Below are 12731 nucleotides of genomic sequence, written 5' to 3' on the forward strand. Positions count from 1 at the left end.
GGGCAGATCCTGCTGCCCGGCCTGGTCGACCTCCACACCCATCTGCGCGAGCCCGGCCGCGAGGACTCCGAGACCGTCCTCACCGGCACCCGCGCGGCCGCCGCCGGCGGTTACACCGCCGTCCACGCCATGGCCAACACCTTCCCGGTCGCCGACACCGCCGGCGTCGTCGAGCAGGTGTGGCGGCTCGGCAAGGAGTCCGGCTACTGCGACGTCCAGCCGGTCGGCGCCGTCACCGTCGGGCTGGAGGGCAAGAAGCTCGCCGAGCTGGGCGCCATGCACGACTCCGCCGCCGGGGTGCGGGTCTTCTCCGACGACGGCAAGTGCGTGGACGACGCCGTGATCATGCGCCGCGCCCTGGAGTACGTGAAGGCCTTCGACGGCGTCATCGCCCAGCACGCCCAGGAGCCGCGGCTGACCGAGGGCGCCCAGATGAACGAGGGCGTGGTCTCCGCCGAGCTCGGCCTCGGCGGCTGGCCGGCCGTGGCCGAGGAGTCGATCATCGCCCGCGATGTGCTGCTCGCCGCCCACGTCGGCTCCCGCGTGCACATCTGCCACCTGTCCACCGCCGGCTCGGTCGAGATCGTCCGCTGGGCCAAGTCCAAGGGCTGGAACGTCACCGCCGAGGTCACCCCGCACCACCTGCTGCTCACCGACGAGCTGGTGCGCTCCTACAACCCGGTCTACAAGGTGAACCCGCCGCTGCGCACCGAGGCCGACGTCATGGCGCTGCGCGAGGCGCTCGCCGACGGCACCATCGACTGCGTCGCGACCGACCACGCCCCGCACCCCCACGAGGACAAGGACTGCGAGTGGGGCGCGGCGGCCATGGGCATGGTCGGCCTGGAGACCGCGCTGTCCGTCGTCCAGCACACCATGGTGGACACCGGCCTGCTGGACTGGGCGGGCGTCGCCGACCGGATGTCGCACCGCCCCTCGGCCATCGGCCGCCTGGCCGGCCACGGGCGCCCCATCGCCCCGGGGGAGCCCGCCAACCTCACCCTCCTCGACTCCGCATACCGTGGTGTGGTGAACCCCGCGGGCTTCGCCTCCCGCAGCCGCAACACCCCCTACGAGGGCCGTGAACTGCCGGGCCGCGTGACGTACACCTTCCTGCGGGGCCGGGCGACGGTCGTGGACGGGAAACTGGCGTGACACCTCTCATCAACGCGGCGGCGGGCTCCCTCGGGGGCCTCGCGGCCGAGCAGAAGTCCCAGGACGTGACGGACTGGGCGGCGCGCATCGGCTGGGTGGCCGGCCTGCTGCTCCTCATCGCGCTCGTCTACTGGCTGATGCGCGAGGGCTGGAAGTGGCGGGGCACGCTCCAGGGCGATCTGCCCGAGCTGCCGCAGGCCCCGGCGGAGCCCGGCCCGGCCCGGCTGGCCCTGTCGGGCCGCTACCACGGCTCGACCACCGCCGGGCAGTGGCTCGACCGGATCGTCGCCCAGGGCCTGGGCACCCGCAGCCGCGCCGAGCTCACCCTGACCGAGCAGGGCCTCGCCGTCGTACGCCCCGGAGCGCGCGACTTCTTCATCCCGGCCGGGAGTCTGCGCGGCGCCCGGCTCGACAAGGGCATCGCCGGCAAGGTCCTCGCCGAGGGCGGGCTGCTGGTGATCACCTGGCAGCTGGGCGACCGTCTGATCGACTCCGGCTTCCGCTCCGACCACGCGGCCGAGCACACCGCGTGGGTGGACACCCTCACCGAACTCTCCGGCGGCCCCAGCGACGCGGCCGCCCACCAGCACGACACGGAAGGCGCACGATGACCACCTCCAACCGGGGACTGAACACGGCCCCCGCCGTCCTCGTCCTGGAGGACGGCCGCACCTTCCGCGGCCGGGCCTACGGGGCCGTGGGCGAAACCTTCGGCGAGGCGGTGTTCTCCACCGGCATGACCGGCTACCAGGAGACCCTGACCGACCCCTCGTACCACCGCCAGGTCGTCGTGATGACCGCGCCGCACGTCGGCAACACCGGCGTCAACGACGAGGACCCGGAGTCGAAGCGGATCTGGGTCGCCGGCTATGTGGTCCGCGACCCCGCCCGGGTGCCCTCCAACTGGCGCTCGCGCCGCACCCTGGACGAGGAGCTGGCCGCCCAGGGCGTCGTCGGCATCAGCGCCATCGACACCCGCGCCCTCACCCGCCACCTGCGCGAGCGCGGCGCCATGCGGGTCGGCATCTTCTCCGGCGAGGCGATCGCCGACGAGGCCGCGCTGCTGGCCAAGGTGCGGGCCGTGCCGCAGATGAAGGGCGCGGACCTCAGCGGCGAGGTCGCCACCACGGAGCGTTACGTCGTCCCCGCGATCGGCACCAAGAAGTTCACCGTCGCCGCGGTCGACCTCGGCATCAAGGGCATGACCCCGCACCGGATGGCCGAGCGCGGCATCGAGGTGCACGTGCTGCCGGCGAACGCCACGGTCGAGGACGTCTACGCGGTGAACCCGGACGGGGTGTTCTTCTCCAACGGGCCGGGCGACCCGGCCACCGCCGACCACCCCGTCTCCGTGATGCGCGCGGTCCTGGAGCGCGGCACCCCGCTGTTCGGCATCTGCTTCGGCAACCAGATCCTCGGCCGCGCGCTGGGCTTCGGCACCTACAAGCTGAAGTACGGCCACCGCGGCATCAACCAGCCGGTGCAGGACCGCACCACCGGCAAGGTCGAGGTCACCGCGCACAACCACGGCTTCGCCGTCGACGCCCCGCTGGACGGGCCCTCCGACACCCCCTACGGGCGGGTCGAGGTCTCCCACGTGTGCCTCAACGACAACGTGGTCGAGGGCCTCCAGCTGCTCGACCGTCCCGCGTTCAGCGTCCAGTACCACCCCGAGGCCGCCGCCGGCCCGCACGACGCGGCCTACCTGTTCGACCGCTTTGTCTCCCTGATGGAGGGCCAGCGTGCCTAAGCGCACCGACATCCAGTCCGTTCTGGTCATCGGCTCCGGCCCGATCGTCATCGGCCAGGCCGCCGAGTTCGACTACTCCGGCACCCAGGCCTGCCGCGTCCTCAAGGCGGAGGGGCTGCGGGTCGTCCTGGTCAACTCCAACCCCGCGACGATCATGACCGACCCGGAGATCGCCGACGCCACGTATGTCGAGCCGATCACCCCCGAGTTCGTCGAGAAGATCATCGCCAAGGAGCGCCCCGACGCGCTGCTGCCCACCCTCGGCGGGCAGACCGCGCTCAACACCGCGATCTCCCTCCACGAGGCGGGCACGCTCGACAAGTACGGCGTGGAACTGATCGGCGCCAACGTCGAGGCCATCCACAAGGGCGAGGACCGCGACCGGTTCAAGGAGGTCGTCGAGGCCGTCAACGCCAAGATCGGCCACGGCGAGTCCGCCCGCTCGGTCATCTGCCACTCCATGGACGACGTGCTCGCGGGCGTCGAGCTGCTCGGCGGCTACCCCGTCGTCGTACGCCCCTCCTTCACCATGGGCGGCGCCGGCTCCGGCTTCGCCCACGACGAGGAGGAGCTGCGCCGCATCGCCGGCCAGGGCCTGACGCTCTCGCCCACCACCGAGGTGCTCCTGGAGGAGTCCATCCTCGGCTGGAAGGAGTACGAGCTGGAGCTGATGCGCGACAAGCACGACAACGTGGTGGTCGTCTGCTCCATCGAGAACTTCGACCCCATGGGCGTGCACACCGGCGACTCGATCACCGTCGCGCCCGCGATGACGCTCACCGACCGCGAGTACCAGATCCTGCGCGACATCGGCATCGCCGTCATCCGCGAGGTCGGCGTCGACACCGGCGGCTGCAACATCCAGTTCGCCGTCAACCCGGTTGACGGCCGGGTCATCGTCATCGAGATGAACCCGCGCGTCTCCCGCTCCTCCGCGCTCGCCTCCAAGGCGACCGGCTTCCCCATCGCCAAGATCGCGGCCAAGCTCGCCGTCGGCTACACCCTCGACGAGATCCCGAACGACATCACCCGGGAGACCCCGGCGTCCTTCGAGCCCACGCTCGACTACGTCGTCGTCAAGGTGCCGCGCTTCGCCTTCGAGAAGTTCCCCGCCGCCGACGCCCGGCTCACCACCACCATGAAGTCGGTCGGCGAGGCCATGGCCATCGGCCGCAACTTCACCGAGGCGCTCCAGAAGGCGCTGCGCTCGCTGGAGAAGAAGGGCAGCCAGTTCGACTTCACCGGCGACCCGGGCGAGAAGTCCGAGCTGCTGGCGCGGGCCGAGGCGCCCACCGACGGCCGGATCAACACCGTCATGCAGGCCATCCGCGCCGGGGCCACCCCCGAGGAGGTCTTCGAGGCCACGAAGATCGACCCGTGGTTCGTCGACCAGCTCTTCCTGATCAAGGAGATCGCGGACGAGCTCGCGGCCGCCGACGAGCTGGACCCGGAGCTGCTCGCCGAGGCCAAGCGGCACGGCTTCTCCGACGCCCAGATCGCCGGCATCCGCTCGCTGCGCGAGGACGTGGTCCGCGAGGTGCGGCACGCGCTGGGGGTGCGGCCCGTCTACAAGACCGTCGACACCTGCGCCGCCGAGTTCGCCGCCAAGACCCCGTACTTCTACTCCTCCTACGACGAGGAGTCCGAGGTCGCGCCGCGCGAGAAGCCCGCCGTGATCATCCTGGGCTCCGGCCCCAACCGGATCGGCCAGGGCATCGAGTTCGACTACTCGTGTGTGCACGCCTCCTTCGCGCTGCACGACGCGGGCTACGAGACCGTCATGGTCAACTGCAACCCGGAGACCGTCTCCACCGACTACGACACCTCCGACCGGCTCTACTTCGAGCCGCTCACCCTGGAGGACGTGCTGGAGATCGTCCACGCCGAGCAGCAGGCGGGCCCGGTCGCCGGCGTCATCGTCCAGCTCGGCGGCCAGACCCCGCTGGGCCTGGCCCAGGCGCTCAAGGACAACGGCGTGCCCATCGTGGGTACCTCGCCCGAGGCGATCAACCTCGCCGAGGAGCGCGGCGCCTTCGGCCGGGTGCTGACCGAGGCCGGGCTGCCCGCCCCCAAGTACGGCACCGCCTTCTCCTTCGAGCAGGCCAAGGGCATCGCCGCCGAGATCGGCTACCCGGTCATGGTCCGCCCCTCGTACGTCCTCGGCGGCCGCGGCATGGAGATCGTCTACGACGAGCCCTCCCTGGCGGCCTATCTGGAGCGGCACGCGGGCCTGATCTCCGAGCACCCGGTCCTCATCGACCGGTTCCTCGACGACGCCATCGAGATCGACGTGGACGCGCTCTACGACGGCCAGGAGCTCTACCTCGGCGGCGTCATGGAGCACATCGAGGAGGCCGGCATCCACTCCGGCGACTCGGCCTGCGCGCTGCCCCCGATCACCCTCGGCGGCTTCGACATCAAGCGGCTGCGGGCCTCCACCGAGGCCATCGCGCGCGGCGTCGGGGTGCGCGGCCTGATCAACATCCAGTTCGCCATGGCCGGCGACATCCTGTACGTCCTGGAGGCCAACCCGCGCGCCTCCCGCACCGTGCCCTTCACCTCCAAGGCCACCGCCGTGCCGCTCGCCAAGGCCGCCGCCCGCATCTCGCTGGGCGCGACCATCGCCGAGCTGCGCGCCGAGGGCCTGCTGCCGAGCAGCGGCGACGGCGGCACGCTGCCGCTGGACGCGCCGATCTCCGTCAAGGAGGCCGTGATGCCGTGGAGCCGGTTCCGCGACGCGTCCGGGCGCGGCGTGGACACCGTCCTCGGCCCGGAGATGCGCTCCACCGGCGAGGTCATGGGCATCGACTCGGTCTTCGGCGCGGCGTACGCCAAGTCGCAGGCCGGGGCGTACGGGGCGCTGCCCAGCAAGGGCCGGGCGTTCGTGTCGGTCGCCAACCGCGACAAGCGCTCGATGATCTTCCCGGCCCGTGAGCTGGTCGCCCTCGGGTTCGAGCTGCTGGCCACCTCCGGGACCGCCGAGGTGCTCAAGCGCAACGGCATCAACGCCACCGTGGTGCGCAAGCAGAGCGAGGGCGAGGGCCCGGGCGGTGAGAAGACCATCGTCCAGCTGATCCACGCCGGCGAGGTCGACCTGATCGTCAACACCCCGTACGGCACCGGCGGCCGCCTGGACGGCTACGAGATCCGCACGGCGGCCGTGGCCCGCGGCATCCCCTGCCTGACCACGGTCCAGGCCCTCGCGGCCGCCGTGCAGGGCATCGAGGCGCTCGGCCGGGGCACGGTCGGCGTCCGGTCCCTCCAGGAGCACGCGGAGCACCTGATCGCGGCCCGCGAGCAGTAGCCGCGCGGAGGGGGACGCCGGGCCCGTACGCCCGGCGTCCCCCTGCCCCGGCGAGCCCTCCGGGCCGGAATCGCCCGGCTGGATCCTCCCGGCCGGGCCCGCTCAGCCGGGCCCTTTCGGCCGGGCGCCCGCTCGCCCGGGCCACCCGAGCCCTCGACCTCCCCTCCCGTGCCCCGCCTTCCGGCCCGGTGCGCGGACGCGCAGAAAGCCCGCCATGTACCAGCTCTTCTTCCGCCTCGTCTTCCGCCACATGGACCCGGAGCGGGCGCACCACCTGGCCTTCGCCTGGATCCGGCTCGCCGCCCGCGTCCCGGTCCTGCGGACCTTCCTCGCGGCCCTCCTCGCGCCGCGCCACCGCGCGCTGCGCACCGAGGCGCTCGGCCTGCGCATGCACGGGCCCTTCGGGCTCGCGGCCGGATTCGACAAGAACGCGGTGGGCATCGACGGCATGGCCATGCTCGGCTTCGACCACGTCGAGATCGGCACCGTCACCGCCCGGCCGCAGCCCGGCAACCCCAAGAAGCGGCTCTTCCGCCTGGTCGCGGACCGGGCGCTGATCAACCGCATGGGCTTCAACAACGAGGGCTCGGAGGCGGTCGCCGCCCGCCTCGCGGCCCGCCGCGCCGGCCGCCCCGCCTTCCGGACCACCGTCGGCGTCAACATCGGCAAGACCAAGGTCGTCCCGGAGGCGGAGGCCGTCGCCGACTACGTGACCTCCACCGAGCGGCTGGCCGCCCACGCCGACTACCTGGTCGTCAACGTGTCCTCGCCCAACACCCCCGGGCTGCGGAACCTCCAGGCCGTGGACCACCTGCGGCCCCTGCTCGGCGCCGTGCGCGAGGCCGCGGACCGCACCGTGCCCGGCCGCCGGGTGCCGCTCCTGGTCAAGATCGCCCCCGACCTCGCCGACGAGGACGTGGACGCGGTCGCCGACCTCGCGGTCGAGCTGGGCCTGGACGGCATCATCGCCACCAACACCACCATCGCCCGCGACGGCCTCGGCCTGCGCTCCGGCGCGGCCCTCACCGGCGAGACCGGCGGCCTGTCCGGGGCGCCCCTCAAGGAGCGCTCCCTCCAGGTGCTGCGCCGCCTCTACGCCCGGGTCGGCGACCGGATCACGCTGGTCGGCGTCGGCGGGATCGAGACCGCGGACGACGCCTGGGAGCGGATCCTGGCCGGGGCCACGCTGATCCAGGGCTACAGCGGCTTCATCTACGCGGGCCCGTTCTGGAGCCGCCGCCTCCACCGCGGCCTCGCGGCCCGGCTCGCGGACAGCCCGTACGCCACGCTCGCCGACGCGGTCGGCGCGGACGCCCGCAAGGCCGACGAGGCCCCCGAGGCCGACAAGGAGAACGCATGACCACCCCCTTCGGTACACGGCTGCGCCGCGCCATGGACGACCGCGGCCCGCTGTGCGTCGGCATCGACCCGCACGCCTCGCTGCTCGCCGACTGGGGGCTGGGGGACGACATCGCGGGCCTGGAGCGGTTCACCCGCACGGTCGTGGACGCCCTCGCCGAGCGGGTCGCGGTCCTCAAGCCGCAGTCCGCGTTCTTCGAGCGCTTCGGCTCGCGCGGCATCGCCGTGCTGGAGCGGGCCGTCGCGGACGCCCGGGCCGCCGGGGCGCTGGTGCTCATGGACGCCAAGCGCGGCGACATCGGCTCCACCATGGCCGCGTACGCCGCCGCGTACCTGGACCCCGGCAGCCCGCTGTTCTCGGACGCGGTGACCGTGAGCCCGTATCTGGGCTTCGGCTCGCTGCGCCCGGCGCTGGACGCGGCGCGGGCGAGCGGGGCGGGGGTCTTCGTGCTGGCGCTCACCTCCAACCCGGAGGGCGCCGAGGTGCAGCACGCCGTGCGGGCCGGTGGGGCGACGGTCGCCGCCACGGTGCTGGACCACCTCCGGGAGGAGAACGCGGACGAGGCCCGCGCGGGCCGCCTCGGCTCGTTCGGCGCGGTCGTCGGGGCCACCCTGGGCGGCGCGGCGGGGGAGGCGGGCGCGGATCTGGCGATCGGCGGGCCGCTGCTGGCTCCGGGCATCGGGGCCCAGGGCGCGACGCCCGCGGACCTGCCCGAGGTCTTCGGCGCGGCGGTGCGAAATGTGCTCCCGAGCGTCAGCCGGGGGGTGCTCCGGCACGGTCCCGACCCGGCTTCGCTGGCCGAGGCGGCGCTCCGAATGGCTGATCAAGTGCGCGCTGTGGCCGAATAACCGGGGTGTTTTGCCCCTAAATGTCCAAGTCGAGCGAGTCTGACCAGGACTTTTCGTCTGTTCTCGCTGACTGGAGCGGAATGGGCCGCTAGTCTCCGACGAGAGCGAACGCGCTGCTGCGTTGCGCGTTGCTCCCCAGGTGAGGGGCGACTAGGTTCCTCACCGGTCCGTATCCGACAGTTCGACATCCGAGGTGACGTAGGCGTGGCTCTTCCGCCCCTTACCCCTGAACAGCGCGCAGCCGCGCTCGAAAAGGCCGCCGCGGCTCGCCGGGAGCGCGCCGAGGTCAAGAATCGGCTCAAGCACTCCGGCGCGTCCCTGCACGAGGTCATCAAGCAGGGCCAGGAGAACGATGTCATCGGCAAGATGAAGGTGTCCGCTCTCCTGGAGTCCCTGCCTGGCGTCGGCAAGGTCCGCGCCAAGCAGATCATGGAGCGGCTCGGCATCTCCGAGAGCCGTCGTGTCCGCGGTCTGGGCTCCAACCAGATCGCATCGCTTGAGCGCGAGTTCGGCGGCGCCGCCAACTGACGTTTCCAGGCACTCCCGGGAACCTGGATAATCGCTGCATGGCAGCACACTCTCGGGGGGCGACCCCCGTACCCCCGGACGCACGTCCGCGGCTGACCGTGCTCTCCGGCCCTTCCGGGGTCGGCAAGAGCACGGTCGTCGCTCATATGCGCAAAGCACACCCCGAGGTGTGGCTCTCCGTCTCCGCCACCACGCGCAAGCCGCGACCCGGCGAGCGCCACGGTGTCCAGTACTTCTTCGTGGACGACGGGGAGTTCGACAAGCTCATCGCCAACGGTGAGCTGCTGGAGTGGGCCGAGTTCGCGGGCAACCGCTACGGCACCCCGCGCGAGGCGGTCCAGGACCGCCTCGCCGCCGGCGAGCCGGTGCTGCTGGAGATCGACCTGCAGGGCGCCCGCCAGGTCCGCGAGTCCATGCCGGACGCCCAGCTGGTCTTCCTCGCCCCGCCGAGCTGGGAGGAGCTGGTCCGCCGGCTCACCGGCCGGGGCACCGAGCCGCCCGAGGTGATCGAGCGGCGTCTCGAGGCCGCGACGACCGAGCTGGCCGCCGAGCCGGAGTTCGATGTGACCTTGGTCAATACCTCCGTCGAGGGCGTGGCGCAAGAGCTGCTAACCTTGATGCGAGTCGTTTGATCTTCGCTGGTATCCACCGCCCTGAAGGCCGCAGCGGTACTCACGGCGCGGGCCGCCACCGATCGAATTTCTCAACTTCTTCATCACCCCTTCGGAAGGCAGAGAGTGTCCTCTTCCATCACCGCGCCCGAGGGCATCATCAACCCGCCGATTGATGAGCTGCTCGAGGCCACCGACTCCAAGTACAGCCTGGTGATCTACGCGGCCAAGCGCGCCCGCCAGATCAACGCGTACTACTCGCAGCTCGGCGAGGGCCTGCTCGAGTACGTCGGCCCGCTGGTGGACACCCACGTCCACGAGAAGCCGCTGTCGATCGCGCTCCGCGAGATCAACGCCGGTCTGCTGACCTCCGAGGCCATCGAGGGCCCGGCGCAGTAGTCGACACCTCCCACCACGGGCCCGGCGGCACCCCCGCCGGGCCCGTGGTGTGTCATGGGTACGTACACGAGGGAGCTGCGGGGAGAGGCGAGCGATGGACAAGCCCAAGGTCGTCCTGGGGGTCAGCGGCGGGATCGCCGCCTACAAGGCGTGCGAGCTGCTGCGCCGCCTCACCGAGTCCGGGCACGAGGTGCGGGTCGTACCGACCGCCTCGGCGCTCCACTTCGTCGGGGAGGCGACCTGGTCGGCCCTGTCCGGCAACCCGGCCACCACCGAGGTCTGGGAGTCCGTCCACGAGGTGCCGCACGTACGCATCGGCCAGTCCGCGGACCTGGTCGTGGTCGCCCCCGCCACCGCCGACCTGCTCGCCAAGGCCGCCCACGGCCTCGCCGACGACCTGCTCACCAACACCCTGCTGACCGCCCGCTGTCCGGTCGTCTTCGCGCCCGCCATGCACACCGAGATGTGGGAGCACCCGGCCACCCGGGAGAACGTGGCCACGCTGCGCCGCCGCGGGGCCGTCGTCATCGAGCCCGCCGTCGGGCGGCTGACCGGCGTGGACACCGGCAAGGGCCGGCTGCCCGACCCCGGCGAGATCTTCGAGGTATGCCGCCGGGTGCTCGCCCGCGGCACCGCGGAACAGCGGCTCGACCTCGCCGGCCGCCATGTCGTGGTGAGCGCGGGGGGCACCCGCGAGCCCCTGGACCCGGTGCGCTTCCTCGGCAACCGCTCCTCCGGCAAGCAGGGCTACGCCCTGGCCCGGGCCGCCGTCGCCCGCGGGGCCAGGGTGACCTTGGTCTCGGCCAACAGCGAGCTGCCCGACCCGGCCGGGGCCGATGTGGTGCGCGTGGGCACCGCCGTGCAGCTGCGCGAGGCGGTGGTCAAGGCCGCCGCGGAGGCCGACGCCGTGGTGATGGCCGCGGCCGTCGCCGACTTCCGGCCCGCCCGGTACGCCGAGGGGAAGATCAAGAAGCGGGACGGGCACGAGCCCGACCCCATCGCCCTGGTCCGCAACCCGGACGTGCTCGCCGAGATCTCCGCCGACCGCGCCCGGCCCGGGCAGGTCGTGGTCGGTTTCGCCGCCGAGACCGACGACGTGCTCGCCAACGGACGCGCCAAGCTCGCCCGCAAGGGCTGTGACCTGCTGGTCGTCAATGAGGTGGGGGAGCACAAGACCTTCGGCGCCGAGGCCAGCGAGGCCGTGGTCCTGGCCTCCGACGGCACCGAGACGCCGGTGCCCTACGGGCCCAAGGAGGTCCTCGCCGACACGGTCTGGGACCTGGTGGCCCGGCGCCTGGCCTGACCGGTCCCGTCCCTCCGGCCGGTTCGGGCCATCGGAGGGAATGACATTTTCCTGCCTCCCCGGCAAGGCTGAATTTCCGGTCAGGCCGGGGTATGTTCCAGGTCACGGCCTGCCCGTCCTGTGGGACGGGGATGCTCGACCGGCCCACCCGCCGGATAAACTGGCCGAGGAACCGCACCGGGCGCAGCTCCCGGGCGGTCCCAACCATGATCAGCCAGCAGCCGCTGCAACCCCAGGGAGCGATGTGTCCCGCCGCCTGTTCACCTCGGAATCAGTGACCGAGGGTCACCCCGACAAGATCGCTGACCAGATCAGCGACACCATCCTCGACGCGCTCCTCAAGGAGGACCCGACCTCCCGGGTCGCCGTCGAGACCCTGATCACCACCGGCCTGGTGCACGTGGCCGGCGAGGTGACGACCAAGGCGTACGCACCGATCGCCACGCTGGTGCGCAACAAGATCCTCGAGATCGGTTACGACTCGTCGAAGAAGGGCTTCGACGGAGCCTCGTGCGGCGTCTCGGTGTCCATCGGCTCCCAGTCGCCGGACATCGCGCAGGGTGTGGACTCGGCCTACGAGGCCCGGGTCGAGGGTGACGAGGACGAGCTGGACAAGCAGGGCGCGGGCGACCAGGGCCTGATGTTCGGCTACGCCTGCGACGAGACCCCCGAGCTGATGCCGCTGCCGATCTCCCTGGCCCACCGGCTCTCCCGCCGCCTCTCCGAGGTCCGCAAGAACGGCACCATCCCCTACCTGCGGCCCGACGGCAAGACTCAGGTCACCATCGAGTACGACGGCAACAAGCCGGTCCGCCTGGACACCGTGGTCGTCTCCTCGCAGCACGCCTCCGACATCGACCTGGAATCGCTGCTGGCACCGGACATCCGGGAGTTCGTGGTCGAGCACGTGCTGAACCAGCTCTTCGAGGACGGCATCAAGCTGGACACCGAGGGCTACCGCCTGCTGGTCAACCCCACCGGACGGTTCGAGATCGGCGGCCCCATGGGCGACGCCGGCCTCACCGGCCGGAAGATCATCATCGACACGTACGGCGGCATGGCCCGCCACGGCGGCGGCGCCTTCTCCGGCAAGGACCCGTCCAAGGTCGACCGCTCCGCCGCGTACGCCATGCGCTGGGTCGCGAAGAACGTCGTCGCGGCCGGCCTGGCCACGCGCTGCGAGGTGCAGGTCGCCTACGCGATCGGCAAGGCCGAGCCGGTCGGCCTGTTCGTCGAGACCTTCGGCACGGCCACGATCGACCACGAGAAGATCGAGAAGGCCATCTCCGAGGTCTTCGACCTCCGCCCGGCCGCCATCATCCGCGACCTGGACCTGCTGCGCCCGATCTACGCCGAGACGGCGGCGTACGGCCACTTCGGCCGCGAGCTGCCGGACTTCACCTGGGAGCGCACCGACCGCGTGGACGCGCTCCGCGCGGCGGCGGGGCTGTAAGGCCTCCTGGAGGGGCTGTA

General features: G+C 72.0%; 11 protein-coding genes. All 11 read left to right on the forward strand.

Annotated elements, in window-relative coordinates; all coding sequences use genetic code 11:
• Nucleotides 1-1155 (forward strand): dihydroorotase (locus tag BBH68_RS26865; RefSeq protein ID WP_065966197.1); only part of this gene is annotated, 1155 nt, incomplete at its 5' end.
• A complete protein-coding gene (locus tag BBH68_RS26870; protein ID WP_245738329.1) occupies nucleotides 1152-1766 on the forward strand; it encodes a PH-like domain-containing protein in 615 nt (204 codons plus the stop codon). The genes BBH68_RS26865 and BBH68_RS26870, both read left to right, overlap by 4 nt.
• Nucleotides 1763-2905, forward strand: a complete 1143-nt coding sequence (gene carA / locus BBH68_RS26875; RefSeq protein ID WP_065966200.1) for a glutamine-hydrolyzing carbamoyl-phosphate synthase small subunit — start codon at nucleotides 1763-1765, stop codon at nucleotides 2903-2905. Before BBH68_RS26870 ends, carA begins: the two co-directional genes overlap by 4 nt.
• Nucleotides 2898-6209 carry a carbamoyl-phosphate synthase large subunit gene (carB, locus tag BBH68_RS26880; protein WP_065966205.1) on the forward strand — a complete coding sequence of 1104 codons (3312 nt, stop codon included), beginning with the start codon at nucleotides 2898-2900 and terminating at the stop codon, nucleotides 6207-6209. The genes carA and carB overlap by 8 nt, the downstream gene beginning before the upstream one ends.
• A gap of 214 nt (nucleotides 6210-6423) precedes the next feature.
• Nucleotides 6424-7569 carry a quinone-dependent dihydroorotate dehydrogenase gene (locus tag BBH68_RS26885; RefSeq protein WP_065966206.1) on the forward strand — a complete coding sequence of 382 codons (1146 nt, stop codon included), beginning with the start codon at nucleotides 6424-6426 and terminating at the stop codon, nucleotides 7567-7569.
• Nucleotides 7566-8417, forward strand: a complete 852-nt coding sequence (pyrF, locus tag BBH68_RS26890) for an orotidine-5'-phosphate decarboxylase (RefSeq protein WP_065966207.1) — start codon at nucleotides 7566-7568, stop codon at nucleotides 8415-8417. The genes BBH68_RS26885 and pyrF overlap by 4 nt, the downstream gene beginning before the upstream one ends.
• 204 nt (nucleotides 8418-8621) lie before the next feature.
• Nucleotides 8622-8945, forward strand: a complete 324-nt coding sequence (locus tag BBH68_RS26895; RefSeq protein ID WP_065966208.1) for an integration host factor — start codon at nucleotides 8622-8624, stop codon at nucleotides 8943-8945.
• 38 nt (nucleotides 8946-8983) lie between these two features.
• Entirely contained in the window at nucleotides 8984-9577 is a 594-nt protein-coding gene (gene gmk, locus BBH68_RS26900) for a guanylate kinase (RefSeq protein WP_065966210.1), read from the forward strand.
• 105 nt (nucleotides 9578-9682) lie between these two features.
• The gene (rpoZ, locus tag BBH68_RS26905; protein ID WP_005319902.1) at nucleotides 9683-9955 is read left to right on the forward strand and encodes a DNA-directed RNA polymerase subunit omega; all 273 of its coding nucleotides are present in this window, start codon (nucleotides 9683-9685) and stop codon (nucleotides 9953-9955) included.
• A gap of 94 nt (nucleotides 9956-10049) precedes the next feature.
• Nucleotides 10050-11258 (forward strand): bifunctional phosphopantothenoylcysteine decarboxylase/phosphopantothenate--cysteine ligase CoaBC, encoded by a 1209-nt coding sequence (coaBC, locus tag BBH68_RS26910; protein WP_065966212.1) that lies wholly within the window; start codon nucleotides 10050-10052, stop codon nucleotides 11256-11258.
• A gap of 244 nt (nucleotides 11259-11502) precedes the next feature.
• Complete coding sequence (gene metK, locus BBH68_RS26915; RefSeq protein ID WP_065966214.1) at nucleotides 11503-12711, forward strand: methionine adenosyltransferase; 1209 nt, start codon at nucleotides 11503-11505, stop codon at nucleotides 12709-12711.
• Nucleotides 12712-12731: the final 20 nt, after the last annotated feature.

The sequence above is a fragment of the Streptomyces sparsogenes genome (assembly GCF_001704635.1).
GTDB classification, from domain to species: Bacteria; Actinomycetota; Actinomycetes; order Streptomycetales; family Streptomycetaceae; genus Streptomyces; species Streptomyces sparsogenes.